This window comes from Bradyrhizobium sp. CCBAU 53340, from assembly GCF_015291645.1.
Taxonomy (GTDB): domain Bacteria; phylum Pseudomonadota; class Alphaproteobacteria; order Rhizobiales; family Xanthobacteraceae; genus Bradyrhizobium.
This window is the reverse complement of record NZ_CP030055.1, coordinates 468,968-483,866: the sequence shown is the minus strand read 5'-3', so window position 1 is coordinate 483,866 and position 14,899 is coordinate 468,968. Positions and strand designations below refer to the sequence as shown.

At 63.3% G+C, this 14,899-nt stretch carries 15 protein-coding genes and 1 tRNA gene; 8 read left to right on the top strand and 8 right to left on the bottom strand.

The window, feature by feature from the left end; genetic code table 11:
• The first annotated feature begins 49 nt into the window (after window positions 1-49).
• The gene (locus tag XH89_RS02285; protein ID WP_194465530.1) at window positions 50-445 is read left to right on the top strand and encodes a VOC family protein; all 396 of its coding nucleotides are present in this window, start codon (window positions 50-52) and stop codon (window positions 443-445) included.
• A 9-nt stretch (window positions 446-454) separates the two neighbouring features.
• Here the strand turns inward: XH89_RS02285 and XH89_RS02280 are convergent, their stop codons facing one another.
• The 4 genes from XH89_RS02280 to XH89_RS02265 form a co-directional block, all read right to left on the bottom strand.
• Window positions 455-1,435, bottom strand: a complete 981-nt coding sequence (locus XH89_RS02280) for a tripartite tricarboxylate transporter substrate binding protein (protein ID WP_194465529.1) — start codon at window positions 1,433-1,435, stop codon at window positions 455-457.
• 31 nt (window positions 1,436-1,466) lie between these two features.
• On the bottom strand, window positions 1,467-3,107 hold the full coding sequence (locus XH89_RS02275) for an FAD-dependent oxidoreductase (RefSeq protein ID WP_246767716.1): 1,641 nt from the start codon (window positions 3,105-3,107) through the stop codon (window positions 1,467-1,469).
• A gap of 234 nt (window positions 3,108-3,341) precedes the next feature.
• Window positions 3,342-3,740 carry a hypothetical protein gene (locus XH89_RS02270; RefSeq protein WP_246767715.1) on the bottom strand — a complete coding sequence of 133 codons (399 nt, stop codon included), beginning with the start codon at window positions 3,738-3,740 and terminating at the stop codon, window positions 3,342-3,344.
• A gap of 43 nt (window positions 3,741-3,783) precedes the next feature.
• Window positions 3,784-3,873: transfer RNA gene (locus XH89_RS02265), tRNA-Ser, on the bottom strand.
• Between the two features lie 267 nt (window positions 3,874-4,140).
• Here XH89_RS02265 and XH89_RS02260 point away from each other — a divergent pair.
• Window positions 4,141-5,004: an alpha/beta fold hydrolase gene (locus tag XH89_RS02260; RefSeq protein ID WP_194465527.1), complete on the top strand. Its 864-nt coding sequence runs from the start codon at window positions 4,141-4,143 to the stop codon at window positions 5,002-5,004.
• Window positions 5,005-5,380: 376 nt separating this feature from the next.
• Here the strand turns inward: XH89_RS02260 and XH89_RS02255 are convergent, their stop codons facing one another.
• Window positions 5,381-6,532 carry an ROK family protein gene (locus tag XH89_RS02255; RefSeq protein WP_194465526.1) on the bottom strand — a complete coding sequence of 384 codons (1,152 nt, stop codon included), beginning with the start codon at window positions 6,530-6,532 and terminating at the stop codon, window positions 5,381-5,383.
• Window positions 6,533-6,862: 330 nt separating this feature from the next.
• On the opposite strand from XH89_RS02255, the gene rplU reads away from it, so the two are divergent.
• From rplU to XH89_RS02240, 3 genes are all read left to right on the top strand, one after another.
• Window positions 6,863-7,243, top strand: a complete 381-nt coding sequence (gene rplU, locus XH89_RS02250; protein WP_194465525.1) for a 50S ribosomal protein L21 — start codon at window positions 6,863-6,865, stop codon at window positions 7,241-7,243.
• A 99-nt stretch (window positions 7,244-7,342) separates the two neighbouring features.
• Entirely contained in the window at window positions 7,343-7,612 is a 270-nt protein-coding gene (gene rpmA, locus XH89_RS02245; protein ID WP_092234086.1) for a 50S ribosomal protein L27, read from the top strand.
• A 154-nt stretch (window positions 7,613-7,766) separates the two neighbouring features.
• A complete protein-coding gene (locus XH89_RS02240; protein WP_194465524.1) occupies window positions 7,767-8,360 on the top strand; it encodes a GNAT family N-acetyltransferase in 594 nt (197 codons plus the stop codon).
• Between the two features lie 70 nt (window positions 8,361-8,430).
• Here the strand turns inward: XH89_RS02240 and XH89_RS02235 are convergent, their stop codons facing one another.
• On the bottom strand, window positions 8,431-9,345 hold the full coding sequence (locus tag XH89_RS02235; RefSeq protein WP_194465523.1) for a DMT family transporter: 915 nt from the start codon (window positions 9,343-9,345) through the stop codon (window positions 8,431-8,433).
• A gap of 260 nt (window positions 9,346-9,605) precedes the next feature.
• Between XH89_RS02235 and XH89_RS02230 the strand changes: the two genes are divergently transcribed.
• The 3 genes from XH89_RS02230 to XH89_RS02220 all read left to right on the top strand — a co-directional run bounded on the left by XH89_RS02230 (window position 9,606) and on the right by XH89_RS02220 (window position 13,270).
• Window positions 9,606-10,085, top strand: coding sequence for a MaoC family dehydratase (locus tag XH89_RS02230; protein ID WP_194465522.1), 480 nt, complete (start codon window positions 9,606-9,608; stop codon window positions 10,083-10,085).
• 266 nt (window positions 10,086-10,351) lie between these two features.
• Window positions 10,352-11,392, top strand: coding sequence for a GTPase ObgE (gene obgE / locus XH89_RS02225; RefSeq protein ID WP_194465521.1), 1,041 nt, complete (start codon window positions 10,352-10,354; stop codon window positions 11,390-11,392).
• A 243-nt stretch (window positions 11,393-11,635) separates the two neighbouring features.
• Window positions 11,636-13,270: an alkaline phosphatase family protein gene (locus XH89_RS02220; RefSeq protein ID WP_194465520.1), complete on the top strand. Its 1,635-nt coding sequence runs from the start codon at window positions 11,636-11,638 to the stop codon at window positions 13,268-13,270.
• Window positions 13,271-13,401: 131 nt separating this feature from the next.
• Here XH89_RS02220 and XH89_RS02215 read toward each other — a convergent pair whose 3' ends face one another.
• Window positions 13,402-13,926 (bottom strand): competence protein ComJ, encoded by a 525-nt coding sequence (locus XH89_RS02215; protein ID WP_210345237.1) that lies wholly within the window; start codon window positions 13,924-13,926, stop codon window positions 13,402-13,404.
• The gene (locus tag XH89_RS02210) at window positions 13,923-14,888 is read right to left on the bottom strand and encodes a Bug family tripartite tricarboxylate transporter substrate binding protein (protein WP_194465518.1); all 966 of its coding nucleotides are present in this window, start codon (window positions 14,886-14,888) and stop codon (window positions 13,923-13,925) included. Before XH89_RS02210 ends, XH89_RS02215 begins: the two co-directional genes overlap by 4 nt.
• Window positions 14,889-14,899: the final 11 nt, after the last annotated feature.

Here is a 14,899-nt window from a genome sequence, read left to right as displayed (position 1 = left end):
GGCGTATCGTCGGTTCAACGAAAAGGCACTTGTATGAAGAGGCATTCGCATGTCGTCACCGCACGCTTTGACCGCCATCCTCCCCTGCAATGACCTCGACGCCTCGGAGAAATTCTACGCCCGGCTGGGTTTTGCGCGCGCGGACGGCGACAAGCCGACGGACGGTGAGGACAGCTATCGCATCCTCTCCGATGGAAAGGGCGGCCAGCTCCATCTCACCGAGGCCGTCGAAGGCTGGCTGATCAGGGGCCGCAACCCGTTTGGCCTCTATCTCTACACCGAAGCCGTCGATGACCTCGCACGAGAGTTTTCGGATGAACTGGTCAATGGGCGTGGGCCGGAGGACACGCCATGGGGAATGTATGAATTCGCGCTGTCGGATCCTGACGAAACGCTGGTCAGGATCGGCTGGCCGTCCCGGCTGCGTCGGACCAGGCAAGTCTGAGAGGAAGGCCTAATTCGGCTTGATGCCGGCCTCGCTGATCAGCTTGCCCCATTTCGTCCTTTCGCTCTGAATGAAGCGGCCGAACGCATCCGGCGATGTCGGCGCGGGCTCGGCGCCGAGGGTGCGGATCTTCTCGGCCACATCAGGGTCTTTCAGGGCTTTCGTGAAGGCTTCGTTCAGCCGGCTGACGATCTCGGCAGGCGTGCCCGCTGGCGCCACGAGCCCGAACCAGCCGATCGCTTCGAAACCCGCAAGGCCGCCCTCGGCCAGGGTCGGCACGTTGGGCAGGGAATCGAGGCGCCGTCCCGAGGAGACACCGATCGCGTTGAGCTTGCCCTCAAGGATGAGCTGCCTCGATGCGGGGATATCGAGAACCGCAAAGGGGACATGCCCTGCGAGGACGTCGACGGTGGCCGGTGCGGTCCCGCGATACGGCACCAGCTCCATGTCGATCCCGGCCTTCTGCGTGAACAGCGCGGCCGTCAGATGCATCGCGGTCGAATTGCCGCCATGGCCGATCGACAGCGCGCCGGGCTTTGCCTTGGCGAGTGCGACCGCTTCCGCAACATTGTGCGCGGGAATGTTCGCCGAGGAGACCAGCACGAAGGGAATCTCCGCAAGCAGCGTGATCGGCGCGAGATCCCTAGTATCGAACGGCATCGACGAATTGAGATGCGGGTTCACCGTCAGCGCGCCGGCCGGCGCAACGCCGAGCGTGTAACCGTCGGGCTTGGCCTGCGCGACCGCCGCCATGCCGATATTACCGCCGGCGCCGGCGCGGTTCTCGATCACGAGGCTCTGCTTGAGCTCGGCCGTGACCACCGGTTCGAGCGCGCGGATGACGGTGTCGGCGCTGCCGCCGGGCGGGAAGGTCACGATGATCTTGATCAGCTGCTCCGGATAGGCCGCGTCAACCGCCTGCAGCGGCAGCACGGCGAAAGTCGCAGCCGTCAGCACGGCCAGAATGCGGCGCCTTGCAACGTGAAACACGCTCTCCTCCCTGGTTCTTTTTATCAGTTGCCTACGCCGCCGCGCCGGTGAGACGAGCCAGCAGCGCTTGCGCATTTTCGGGCGCCGCTTGCCCGCGCCAGGCGATGTGCTGATCGGGCCTGACAAGCACGAGCTTCTCGGCATAGGCACCATTCGCTTCGTCGGGCGCGACGTCGATCAGCGAGAGCGGCACGCCGCGCTCTTCCGCAGCGGATAGCAGCGGCGCGACATCGACGGCCGGATCGAACCGCAACACATTGTAGCCGGCTCCGAATGCGTCGTAGAGCGAGCGTCCGTCGCGCAGGAAAACATGCGGCGCACGGGCGCCCGGCACGGTGGAGGGCGTGAAGCTGCCCATCGCGTAAGGCGGCGGCGTCTCGCCGTCATAGGCAATGATTGGCGAAGCGTCGTAGTAATAGCCGAAGTTCAATCCGGCGCAGCAATATTGCTGCACGTTGAGATCATAGGCCGCTTTCGCCAGCGACGCACGCGCCGCGTGGCCCCGCGGCGTGTCGTCCTCGATCTCGGCGGAGACGCCGCCGCGCTGCGCCATCATCTTCATCGCATGGTCCATCGCAAAGCGCGACACCTGCTCGGTGATGGGCTGGCGCTCCGCCTCGTAGGCATCGAGGATCGCGGCCGCCGCCCAGCCGTTCAGATGCGCCGCCAATTGCCAGCAGAGATCGACGGCGTCGGCGATGCCCGCATTCATGCCATAGCCGGCATAGGGCATCCACAAATGCGCGGCATCGCCGCAGATGAAGACCCTGCGGTCGCGGAAGCGATCGGCCACCAGCCGGCGCCCGACCCAATCCTCCTTGCTGAGCACGCGGTATTCGAAGCTTGCGTCGACGCCGAGAATGGCGCGGATCGACCAGTCGCGATCGACCGAGTCGAACTCCGGCTCGTCGGGCTTGAGGTGATTGTGGATCAGCCAGCGGTCGCGGCCGTCGATCGCAACCGTCGTGCCCGAGCGCCGCGGGTTGAGCGAGAGCACCATCCAGGCCTTGATGTGCGCGCCCATCAGCTCCTTGAGCTGCGGCGCTTCGATGAAGGTCGATTGCACGCGCTGGATCACAGGCGTTCCGGACAGGCTGGCCCCGATCGCCTTGCGGACCAGCGAGCGGCTGCCGTCGCAGCCAATGACGAAGCCGGCTTCGATGCGAAGCGTCTCGCCGCTATCGAGATTGCGCGCCTGCGCGACCACATGATCGGCGTCCTGCGCGACGTCAGTGATTTCCGTGCGCGCCAGAATGGTGATGCGCGGCTGGGCGGCCGCGTGGTCGAACAGGATCGGCTCGAGATAGATCTGGTTGATCCGGTGCGGCGGCTCCGGCGTCGGCCACCAGGTGTCGGGGCCGCCGGTGGCGCTGTAGCGCCGCGCGCGCGAGGGGATGTCGATGCGGCAGAGCTCGATGCCGGTTGCGGTGGTGCGATAGGAGCAATCATTCGGGAAGTCCGCCGGCAGCCCGGCATCGCGCAGCTTGGCGGCAACGCCAAGCCGGCGAAAGATCTCCATCGAGCGCGCCGAGACGTGATTGCATTTGACGCTGGGCGGATCGCCGGCATGGCGGATCTCCGCGACCACGACCTCGATGCCGCGCGAGGCCAGATCCATCGCCGCGGTCAATCCGACCGGGCCGGCGCCCACGATCAGGACCTGTGTCCTCATGTCAGTCTCCATCCCTGCGCCTGCGGACGTTGCCGCTGGCGCAGCATGCATTTTGAAATGTTGAAAACAACCCCATGCACAGTAGCCGGCTGCTGCCGGCCCGGCACCCGCCACATTCGACGAGCCAACTGATCAATCGAGACAAATTTCGAAAGCGAGGCGCGCCGGAGGACTACCTGCCGAGGAGCGTACAGGCGGACGTAGCGCTGGAGGGGCGCAGGCTCCGTAGCAGACCTAGATGAGTTCGCCGGTCCACCGGTCCCGCTCGTTCCAATATGGGCAGTATGGGCAAGCCTCTCCCATTGGATAGTCAATGTCCTCTTCGTGCGGACAGCCGATGATTCCGTCTGCCATTACCACCGAGTGCACCGAATGCTGCTTTAGAAATAGGGCGATTTCGGCGAGCACTGTCTCATCGGTCCGCACATCCGCGATCTCCGACAGCCAACGTCGCAATTCGGGCTCCGCTCCTTCAGTTCGGATGCAGGAGACAGCCACTTTTGAGGCCCGCCGATTGTCCGGGCCATAGAACGCGATCGTGCCTACGGGATAGCCGCGCATTCCCTGCTTGGCTTTCTTTCGGAGCCATTTCTCAGGTTGGGGTCCGATCTTCATCGGCATGACAAAGGACATTCCCCCGTCGCGTTCACACCTTGCCGAGCATGCTGCGGACTAATGGCGGAGAGGGAGGGATTCGAACCCCCGATAGGCTTGCACCTATGCCGCATTTCGAGTGCGGTGCATTCAACCACTCTGCCACCTCTCCTGAAGGCGCCATATAGAGGCAGGGCCTCTGTGGTTGGGGGCGTTCATAAGCGAGGATGGCGGGCCAGACAAGGCGCGAAAGGGGAAAATCCGAGGGTTGTTTGGCCGGTTTGGGTTGTTCTCGCCGTGTCGGAGACAATCGGCACCTTTTTCTGGGCTACCCCTCTCCCTCCCCCACAAGGGGGAAGGGAACGCACCTGCCTTTTGGCGACGAATGAAGCCCAATCTCATCATGCCCAGAGGACTTGCCGACAGAAAGGAACTGCCCATGGAGCACCTCACGATCTCCGCCAATGGCGCCAAAATCCATGTGGTTCGCGCCGGCAGCGGAAAACCGCTGCTTTTGCTGCATGGGTGGCCGGAACTTTGGCTGACCTGGGAGCCGGTGATCTCAAGGCTTTCGGACCGGTTCACGCTTGTCGCGCCCGATTTGCGCGGCTTTGGCGACAGCGACAAGCCTGACGGGCCTTACGGGCCTGATGGCCATGCGGCCGACATGCTGGCGCTGATGGACGGCCTCGGCATCGCGCGATTCGGCGTGGTCGGCCATGATGTCGGGGGCGCGGTGATGCAGCCGCTGGCGCGACAAGCGCCGGAGCGGCTCGCCGGGCTGTTCCTGTTCGATTTCGTCTATCCCGGGATCGGGCCGCGCATGGCGGCGCCGGATCGCCTCAACCAGATCTGGTACCAGTCCTTCCACCAGATGGAGATGGCGCCTCGGCTGGTCGGGGCGAGCCGTGAGAGCTGCCGGCTCTATATCGCGCTCTTTCTGAAGAATTGGGCCCATCGCAAGCACGCCTTCGACGACGTGCTCGACCTGTTCGGCGACACCTATTTCAGGGATGGCAATCTCGCCGGCGGCTTTGCGCACTATCAGGCCTCGCATGCCGGGCGCATCGCGATGATGAAGGGTGAGGCACCACGCTTGCAGCCGATCCAGGTGCCGACCTGCGTGCGCTGGGCCGAGCACGATCCGCTGTTTCCGTATGAATGGACCGACCGGCTGGGAGAGACGTTTGCCGAGCTGGATCTCAAGATGTTTCCCGATGTCGGGCACTTCCCGCATCGGGAGGATCCGGATCGCGCCGCAAGCGAGATCGCGGCGTTCTTTCAGCGCATCGGGTGGAGCTGAGCGGCGGGGAGCTGGCGCGCCTCGTCCTTCGAGACGACCGCTTCGCGGTCTCCTCAGGATGAGGCTAAGCAGCATAAGCGCCCGCTGAAACGGCTGCCGCGCACTCCGTCCCTCATCCTGAGGAGCCCGCGATAAGCGGGCGTCTCGAAGGATGGGCCGCAGCGAATGCACCTCGATCCGGGCGCGAGCTCATTCCATCATGCTTTAGAAAACGGGTGGGACCGCCAGACGCGGTAAATACTGGCGGTCCCGTGCCGCTCATCGAAATGCTGGCCAGGAAGGGCGGCTTCGCCGGCCTGCGTGAGACGACGGTTCCACCCTAGCGTGCGGTCGGGGGGTCGCAACGCAATCCGTCCCTTAACCTAACCAGTCAAGGTTACTCCTTGTGGTTCTTGTTGTTCTCTTTGTTGTTTTCCTTGGCTTTCTTCTTTCCCTCCGCAGAATCCCGGTCCTTGCCGTTGCCATTGTCCCTGTGGCGATTGGTGAAGCGCGCATTGCCAAGGCCGGTGCCGATGGTGAGCACGCCCCAGCGATCGATACCTTGCATGAACGGCACCTCGGAGAGGCCCTGAACCACGCCGTCATTGTGCATCAGGATCGCGGTGTCGTGCCCGCCGATGGCGGGGATGGCCTCGACCAGGCTCGCCGGGAGGTTGAACTTGCTGCTCTCCCAATTGCCCGGCAGATTCTGTGCGCCCTTCTCGATCGAGCCGTCCGCATTGATCACGCCGGGACAGGCGATGCCGATGAAGGGTGCGAGCTTGAACCCTTCCGCTGCGGCGTCCTCGATCAGGCCCTCGAGCATCTTGACCAGCCGCTTCACCGCGGCCTCGCGGCTCGGCTCGTCATCGGCGTGGCGCCACAGATCGGATTTGAAGACGGCCGCCTTGGACAAGTCCGGCGCCTTCTTCCAGCGCGTCTCGACGATGCCGCAGCGGATGTTGGTGCCGCCGATATCGACCGCAAGGATGCTGTCATAGGCTTCGAAAATCCAGGATGGCGCGAGGTGCAGGGCGCCGATCAGGCCGGCATCATCAGGATCGAAGCGGATCGGCACCAGATCGACCTTGAAGCCTTCCGCTTTGAGGATGATCTCGGCCCTCGCAATGGCGATCTCGCCGAGCCTGGAGGCGCGAAATCCGCCGCCGACCACGATGCATTCGGTCTTGGCCCAGGCCTTGGTCTTGAGGAATCGCCGCGTCACGTAAGCGAGCTCCTGCGCGAAATCCTCGATCGCGCTGTGCACGACGGCCGCGGCCTCCGCATCGTCGCCGCTCAGCACGGCGTCTAAGGCCTTCTTGCTGATCTTGTCGGACGGCTCGTCGCCGAACGGGTCCTCGCCGCTCTTGCGTAAGGGTTTGCGCCATTCCTCGAGGATCTCGCGAAACGCTCCCTTGCTGGCGCGGTCGCCGAGAAAACCCTCCTCGTCCTTGATTTCGATGTTGAAGCTGTCGACCTCGACCGAGGGCAGGCGGCCCGCCCCGTGCTGGGCGATGCCCGTTGTCTTGACCAGTTCGTCCGTCGCCATGGAAGCCCTTGCCCGAATGCGAGAATCACGGGGACAACGGGGCGGGAACCCGTTGGTTGCTAGGCGGAGGCGAGATTCCTGATCGGCGCGGAATTGGCGCAAATCCTTCAAATCCGGAGCGTTTTCGCCCGCTTTTCCTTGACTCTTCGCGTCCGGCGGCTATAAGTCCGCACAACCGGCGCGGGGCGTTTCTCGCGCCGCTTGTTTTTGCGTGGGTTTTCAAAGGGATAACTCCCGCCCGCACAAAACGCATAAACCCATAGCGACTGACAAAAAGCCGGCCCCTGACTGATGTCATGAGGCCGGGATTGAACACGAAGGAAAAAAACGATGTTCGCAGTCATCAAAACCGGCGGCAAGCAATACCGCGTCGTGCCGGATGATGTCCTGGAAGTTGGCAAGATCGAAGGCGAAGTCGGCTCGATCGTGCAGCTGAATGAAGTTCTGGTGGTCGGTGGCGACACGCCTGTGCTGGGTCTGCCCACGGTGGCCGGTGCGTCGGTGGCCGTCGAGATCCTCGACCACAAGCGTGGCCCGAAGGTCATCGCGTTCAAGAAGCGCCGCCGCAAGAATTCGCGCCGCAAGCGCGGCTATCGCGACGAGATCACGGTGCTGCGCGTCAGCGAGATCCTGACGGACAACGCCAAGCCGACCAAGGGCCCGCGCCCGAAGAAGGCGAAGGTCGCGAAAGAAGAAGCAGCCGCCGCATAATTTGATCACGCCAATTCCCAAGAATTGATGCGTGAGAAATTGTGAAATGATTCCGTCAAGGAATTGATCTAGAGATACGCAGGATTTCGGAGACGAGCCATGGCTCACAAAAAAGCAGGCGGTTCATCGCGCAACGGTCGCGATTCAAAGGGCAAGCGCCTTGGCATCAAGGTGTTCGGCGGGGAGCGCGTGATTCCCGGCAACATCATTGCGCGTCAGCGCGGCACCACCTGGCATCCCGGCCTTAATGTCGGCATGGGCACCGACCACACTCTGTTCGCCAAGATCGAGGGTCGTGTTGAGTTCCAGGCCAAAGCCAACGGCCGCACCTTCGTAGCGGTACTCCCGCTCGCAGAGGCTGCTGAATAGACGGTGGATCAATTTGGAGTCCGCCGGGTCCCAGACCGAACCGGCGGAGTCCTAGAGATCGAGAGATCGAAGGCTCCAGGGGAGGCGGGGAAACCGGCCTCCCCTTTCGTTTGTCGTGTTCACTTTCACTTAGTGACTTCTAGCGGAGCCGGACATGTTGCAGGACTTTTCGAGCGTGACCTTAGCCGAGGCGAGACCCAGCGTCGTCGCCACCGAGCGGCTGACCTTGCGGCGCCCGACCCTCGCCGACGTCAGGACCATCGCCCGCCTCGCCAACGACCGCCGTGTCGCGGAGAACACCCGCCGCCTCCCCCATCCCTATTCGCAGGACGACGCCGTCGCATTCATCCGGGCCAAATCGGCGCTCGGCAACGAGACCGTGTTCCTGATCGAGCACGACACCGGTCCGGTCGGCATGGTCGGGATCGACTGCTCCAAGCCCGACAATGCCGAGCTCGGCTACTGGCTTGGCGTCGAACATTGGGGCCAGGGCTTTGCCACCGAGGCCGCGCGCGGCGCGATCGATTTCTTCTTCGAGGAGTTCGAGGACGACCATCTCTATGCAGGCGCGCGCGTCACCAATCCGGCCTCGCGCAACGTGCTGGAGAAGTGCGGCTTCCAGTGGAGCGGCGTGCAGCTTCACCGCTTCCTGGCGCTGGGCTCGTCGACGCCGGTCGACTGCTTCCGCCTCTCGCGCGGGGTGTGGTCGTCGCTGAAGAGCTGGAGCAGCGCAAGAAGGATGAGGTAGGGCGCGCTGCGCGCCACAATCACTGTCATCCCGGGGCGCGACGAAGTCGCGAGCCCGGGACGACGGCGGGCTACACCGGCGGTGCCACCTCTTCACTTGCGCGGCCGAGATTCCGCTCCCGCAAGTATATATAGAATCCCGCGCCGATGATGATCGTGGCGCCGACGATGGTGGCCACCTGCGGCACATCGCCGAACACGACGAAGCCGAAGATCACGGCCCAGACGATCATCGAATATTGGTAGGGCACCACCACGCTCGCCGGTGCGAGCTTGAGCGACCGGTTGACGCAGAACAGCGCGGTCACGGAAATCAGCCCGGCCAGCGCGAAGAACACCAGGCTGCCTGACGTCGGCGGCACCCAGTGATACGCCGACAGCACGGCGCCAAGCGAAAACGTGCCGATGAATTGCGAAGATGCCATCACGATGTCGGGCGTCTTGCGCAGGCTGCGCGTGATCAGCATCAAGGTCGCAAAGGAGAGACTGCCGCCGAGCGCGATCAGCGCCGGCAGGCTCACCGTCTGCACTGAGGGCCGCAGTGCGATCAAGACGCCGCAGAAGCCGACCAGGATCGCGGTCCAGCGCCGCCAGCCGACCTTCTCGCCGAGAAAAATGGCCGACATCGCGGTGACGAAAATCGGACCTGCAAGGTAGTAGGTGACGACGTCCGCGAGCGGCAGATAGACCGTCGCGAGAAAGAAGGCGGCGACCTCCAGCGTCGACAGCACGACGCGAAACAGCTGCAGCCGCGGCCGCTCCAGATGCAGGAACAGATGACGCTGCCGCCAGATCATCGGCGACAACAGCAGCAGCGCGGCGCAGGCGCGCAGGAACAGCAGCTGTCCCACCGAATACGTGCCGACCAGGAACTTGCCCATGGCATCGCCGAACGAGAACATGGAGATCGACAGCACCATGAGGCCGATGCCGGCCAGCCGTGCCGAACGGTCGTCATATGCGGAGAGATTTTTGAAGAGAGGCATTGAGCGGACTGCGAAAGGCCGTCATTGCGAGCGAAGTGAAGCAATCCAGCCTGCCTTGGCGGAAATAGTCTGGATTGCTTCGTCGCTTCGCTCCTCGCAATGACGGGGAGAGAGCGTCAGGAAACCGGCGAATAGTGTCGCTTGCGGTCGTTTTAATGACGTGGACGCGCGGGACAAGCCCGCCACCGCCGAATTGAACGGATTGTCGCACTCTTCGCGCCGCGGTAGCGATAGGCGTCGCGCGAACGGAGAGCATTGATATGACCGATTTCGATCCGACCCAGCATCGCATGATCGCCGCGCAACGCTGGTTTGAGGATTTCGTCGTCGGCGAACGCTTCGTGCTGCCGAGCCGCACCCAGACCTCAGCGGTGTTCGCGGCATTCCAGACCGCGAGCGGCGACACCCATCCGGTGCATTACGACGTGGAATATTGCCGCAGCCGCGGCATGCCGCATCTGCTGGCCCATGGTTTCCAGACCCTGATCCACACCGCGCCCGGCGCAGGCCTGTTTCCTTTCATGGTCGAGGAGTCGCTGGTCGGCTTCCTCGAGCAGTCGAGCCGGTTCCTCAAGCCTGTTTTCGCCGACGACACGATCTATCCGGCACTCGAAGTCATCGAGCTCGTGCCGGGACGCACGACCGGCGCGGTGACGCTTCGCAGCACCGTGTTCAACCAGCGCAAGGAATTGGTGCTCGAGGGCACGCAGAAATTCCTGATCCGGCGCCGCCCGCTCTAACCGTCATCCCCGCCTAGTGCGCAATTGCGCACGGGAGAGGGATTCATACCCACAGGCGATCATTGTCTCGCAAGATGGCAATGGGCGGTCTTCGCCAAACTTCTCCCTGTGGTGATGGGTCCCGGATCTTCGCTTCGCTCGCCCGGGACGACGAGTAGGAGGACGCCGCCCGGCGGGTTAAGCAAGGGGCGAATTTCGCAGCTTTTCGGCCGATTTGCGGGGTCATCCGGGTTGCCGCGCGTGTCCGGCTGGCCTACCTATGGCCCATGAAATTCCTCGACGAAGCAAAGGTCTATATCCGCTCCGGTGACGGCGGGAACGGCTGCGTGGCGTTCCGCCGCGAGAAGTTCATCGAATTCGGCGGTCCCTCCGGCGGCAATGGCGGTCGCGGCGGCAATGTCATCATCGAGGTCGCCGACGGCCTCAACACGCTGATCGATTACCGCTACCAGCAGCATTTCAAGGCCCAAAAAGGCGAGAACGGGATGGGCTCGGACCGCCACGGCGCCAACGGCAAGAACATCGTGCTGAAGGTCCCCGTGGGCACACAGATCTTCGACGAAGACCGCGAGACGCTGATCCACGACTTCACCAAGGTCGGCGAGAAATTCGTGCTCGCCGAGGGCGGCAATGGCGGCTTCGGCAACGCCCATTTCAAATCCTCGACCAACCGCGCGCCGCGCAATGCCAATCCCGGGCAGCCCGGCGAGGAGCGCTGGATCTGGCTGCGGCTGAAGCTGATCGCGGATGCCGGTCTCGTCGGCATGCCCAATGCCGGCAAATCGACCTTCCTCTCCAAGGTCAGCGCGGCGCGACCCAAGATCGCCGACTATCCCTTCACCACGCTGCATCCGCAGCTCGGCGTCGTGAATGCCGATGGCCGCGAATTCGTGCTGGCCGACATTCCCGGCCTGATCGAAGGCGCGCATGAAGGCACCGGCCTCGGCGACCGCTTCCTCGGCCATGTCGAGCGCTGCCGCGTGCTGCTGCATCTGATCGACGCCACCTGCGAGCATGCCGGCAAGGCGTACAAGACGGTGCGCAAGGAGCTCGACGCCTATGGCGGCCAGCTCACCGACAAGATCGAGATCGTCGCGCTGAACAAGATCGATGCGGTCGAGCCGGACGAGCTCAAGAAGCAGAAGTACCGCTTGAAGCGTGCCGCCAAGAAGACGCCGCTGCTGCTGTCCGGCGCGACCGGCCAGGGCGTGAAGGAAGCGCTGCGTGCGCTGGCGGACGTGATCGGCGAGAGCCCGGTCTCGGCCAAGGCCAAGAGCGCCGCTGAAGCGGAGCCGTGGTCGGCTTAGTAAAACTCCGCTCTCTCAGATGTCGTCCCGGCGAAGGCCGGGACCCATAACCACCGAATGCGATTTGGCGAAGATTGGTCATTGCCGTCTCGCGTCATAACCTCTTCTGAGGAGTATGGGTCCCGGCCTTCGCCGGGACGACAGCAGAGTGTATGGCTCCAGGCACGCGCATCACCGGCAAGTGTTGCCATTACGCCCTCGATAGCGCAGCATCACACAATCAAGAAACGACAGGGATGACGCATGGCGCGCGCGAAGAACGTTCTCTGGATCATGTGCGACCAGCTTCGCTATGATTATCTCGGCTGCACCGGCCATCCCACGCTGAAGACACCCAACATCGACGCCATGGCGAAGCGTGGCGTGCTGTTCACCAAGGCCTATGTGCAATCGCCGATCTGCGGCCCGTCGCGGATGTCGTTCTACACCGGTCGCTACATGCGCTCGCACGGCTCGCACTGGAACGGCTGGCCGCTGCGGGTCGGCGAGCCCACGCTCGGCGATCACCTCAACAAGATCGGCGTGCGCAACGTGCTGGTCGGCAAGACTCACATGGCGCCCGACCTCGAAGGCATGAAGGCGCTCGGCATCCCGCCGGAATCCGTCATCGGCGTGCATGTCGCCGAATGCGGCTTCGAGCCTTACGAGCGCGACGACGGCCTGCATCCCTCGGGGCGGCCGCGCCCGAAATACGACGAATATCTGCGCAGCCAAGGATTTGAAGCGACGAACCCGTGGGAGCATTGGGCCAATTCGGGCGCCGCCGAAGATGGTAGCTTGCAGAACGGCTGGCTGCTGGTGCACGCCGACAAGGCCGCGCGCGTGCCGGACGAGCATTCCGAGACGCCCTACATGACGCGGCGCGCGATGGATTTCATCAGCGAGGCCGAGACCGATGGCCGGCCGTGGTGCCTGCATCTGTCCTACATCAAGCCGCACTGGCCCTACATCGCGCCCGAGCCCTACGCCAGCATGTATTCGACCGAGGACATGATCCCGGTGATCCGCTCCGAACGAGAGCGACAGAATCCGCATCCGGTGTTCGGCGCCTATATGGACATGCGCTACTCCCGCAACATGGCGCGCGATGAGGCCCGCGAGAAGGTGATCCCGACCTATATGGGCCTGATCACCCAGATCGACGACCAGATGGGCGTGCTGATGAAGTTTCTGGAGGCGCGCGGTCTGCTTGAGACCACCATGATCGTGTTCACCTCCGACCATGGCGACTATCTCGGCGATCATTGGATGGGCGAGAAGGATCTGTTCCACGAGCAGTCGGCGAAGATCCCGCTGATCATTATCGATCCCTCGAAAGAAGCCGACGCCACGCGCGGCACGCGCAGCGATGCGCTGGTGGAAGGCATCGATCTGGCGCCGACCTTCGTCGATTATTTCGGCGGCAAGGTGCCGGGCCACATCCTCGAGGGTCGCTCGCTGCTGCCGCTGCTGCGCGGCGAGAGGCCATCAGATTGGCGCAAGGTGGCGTTCTCCGAATACGACTACGCCATGCAGGACGTGCGGCTGAAGCTGAACCAGCCGATCGAGCGCTGCCGCCTGTTCATGGTGTTCGACGGCCGCTGGAAATACATCCACGCCTCCGGCTTCCGCCCGATGCTGTACGACCTCGAAACTGATCCGCAGGAATACGTCGATCGCGGCGATGACCCTGATTGCGCCGGCATCATCGCGCGCTTGCAGGCCGAGCTGTTCGACTGGGCCCTGCACCCGAACGACCACATCACGACGCCCCGCGAGAAGATCGCGAACTATGCCGATAATCAGCTTCAGGTGAAGGGCGGGATCTTGATCGGCATCTGGGATGAGCAAGAGCTCGCCGCAATCAAGGACGGCATCACGCAGCGCGCGAAACTCTAAGACCCTCATGGTGAGGAGGCGCGAAGCGCCGTCTCGAACCATGCAGGCCCTGCTGGCAGTCGGGCCTTTCATCCTTCGAGACGCGCGCAAGAGCGCGCTCCTCGGGATGAGGGGATAGAGCGCACGGCTAGCTAGCGATCAACCACGCGTCCTTCAAATTCAGGCTTACCTGGCACCAGAAAGAGCCGATACCACTCAATATCCCTTCGCTCGGCAATTTCGGCATCCGAGAATTTCCCGCTTTCGCCAAGGCTCGACTGATCGATCCCGAGATTTTGCGCCGCCGCGTAGACGGCGTAATCGCCCCGCTCGATATCCGCAGAAATTGGCGGATCGTTATCGATCACCGACATGACGTGGATCCGCCCGCTTCCGGAATGGAAATGCACGCAGGTGATCCGCTGCCACTCATCCGAAGAAGGGGGCCGGTCGCTCGACACCAGTTCAACCCAATGGTCGTTGAGATCAGCTTCCGTGCCAATCATCCGAAACGCCGGCAGGCCGGCAAAACCTCGCTTTGTTTTCTCCGCGTCCCAGTTCTCGTCGTCAACGAGGGGCGTGAATGGATCGTCGCACACGACGATCTGATAATGGCTCGCAAATGCTCGCGCAGCACCGAGTAACCGCTGTGTCATTGCCCCGCAAACCGGTTTCAATTCTCGATCTTGTATCCCGTCGCCTTCACGATCGGCTGCCAGAACGCGGTGTTCGCGGCGAGCTCCTTCGTTAGCCCATCCGCATTGCTGCCGACTGGGATCAGACCGATCGCCGTGAGCTTCTCCTTCACCTCCGGCTTGGCCAGCGCGGCGCTGGCAGCCGCACCGAGCTTATTGGCGAATTCCGGCGGGCTGCCGGCGGGGAGCCACATGCCGTACCAGGCGTCCGCAACGAGATCGATGCCGCTCTCCTTCAGCGTCGGGACATCAGGCGCGAATGGCGAACGTTCAACGCTCGAGACTCCGATGATCTTCACGCTCTTGGCCCGGTGCTGCGGCAGCGCATCAGCCAATGTCACGATACCAAACGAAATATGGCCGCCAATGATGTCGTTGAGGATTGGCGCACTGCCGCGATAAGGCACGCGCGTCAGTGGGATGCCGAGATCCTTTTCCAGCTTCGAGCCGGCAAAATGCGGAATGGTGCCGTTGCTCGGCACGCCGAACGAGGCCTTGTCCGGATGCGCCTTCAGCCACGCGACGAACCCCTTGAAGTCGGTGACATCCATGGCCGGGCCGACCACCAGCGCGAATTCGAACCGCGCCAGCAGCGACACCGGCATGAAATCCTTGGCCGTGTCGAAGCTCGGCGTCGTCTCCACCATCGGCAGCAGGTACATGGTGGGGCCCGTCGTCACCAGCACCATGTTGCCATCGGGGCTCGCGCCCTTCACCGCCTTGATGCCGATCAGACCGTCGCCGCCGGTGCGATTCTCGACCACGATGGTTCGTTGCAGCGCTGGGGCCATTTCCTGCGCGATCAGCCGGCACAGCGTGTCGCCGCCCGCGCCCGCCGCAAACGGGAAGATGATCTTGGTCAGCCCGGCCTGCGCTTCTGCCTCACTGACCTGCGCCAGCAACGGCAAACCGAGACATCCGGCGATGAATTTGCGGCGATCCATTCGTTTCCTCG

Bases quoted from the DNA above. Each gene is read 5' to 3' on its own strand.
- XH89_RS02285 (WP_194465530.1), top strand. From the start codon at position 50: ATGTCGTCACCGCACGCTTTGACCGCCATCCTCCCCTGCAATGACCTC.
- XH89_RS02275 (WP_246767716.1), bottom strand. From the start codon at position 3,107: ATGAGGACACAGGTCCTGATCGTGGGCGCCGGCCCGGTCGGATTGACC.
- XH89_RS02270 (WP_246767715.1), bottom strand. From the start codon at position 3,740: ATGTCCTTTGTCATGCCGATGAAGATCGGACCCCAACCTGAGAAATGG.
- XH89_RS02260 (WP_194465527.1), top strand. From the start codon at position 4,141: ATGGAGCACCTCACGATCTCCGCCAATGGCGCCAAAATCCATGTGGTT.
- XH89_RS02255 (WP_194465526.1), bottom strand. From the start codon at position 6,532: ATGGCGACGGACGAACTGGTCAAGACAACGGGCATCGCCCAGCACGGG.
- rplU (WP_194465525.1), top strand. From the start codon at position 6,863: ATGTTCGCAGTCATCAAAACCGGCGGCAAGCAATACCGCGTCGTGCCG.
- rpmA (WP_092234086.1), top strand. From the start codon at position 7,343: ATGGCTCACAAAAAAGCAGGCGGTTCATCGCGCAACGGTCGCGATTCA.
- XH89_RS02240 (WP_194465524.1), top strand. From the start codon at position 7,767: ATGTTGCAGGACTTTTCGAGCGTGACCTTAGCCGAGGCGAGACCCAGC.
- XH89_RS02235 (WP_194465523.1), bottom strand. From the start codon at position 9,345: ATGCCTCTCTTCAAAAATCTCTCCGCATATGACGACCGTTCGGCACGG.
- XH89_RS02230 (WP_194465522.1), top strand. From the start codon at position 9,606: ATGACCGATTTCGATCCGACCCAGCATCGCATGATCGCCGCGCAACGC.
- obgE (WP_194465521.1), top strand. From the start codon at position 10,352: ATGAAATTCCTCGACGAAGCAAAGGTCTATATCCGCTCCGGTGACGGC.
- XH89_RS02220 (WP_194465520.1), top strand. From the start codon at position 11,636: ATGGCGCGCGCGAAGAACGTTCTCTGGATCATGTGCGACCAGCTTCGC.
- XH89_RS02210 (WP_194465518.1), bottom strand. From the start codon at position 14,888: ATGGATCGCCGCAAATTCATCGCCGGATGTCTCGGTTTGCCGTTGCTG.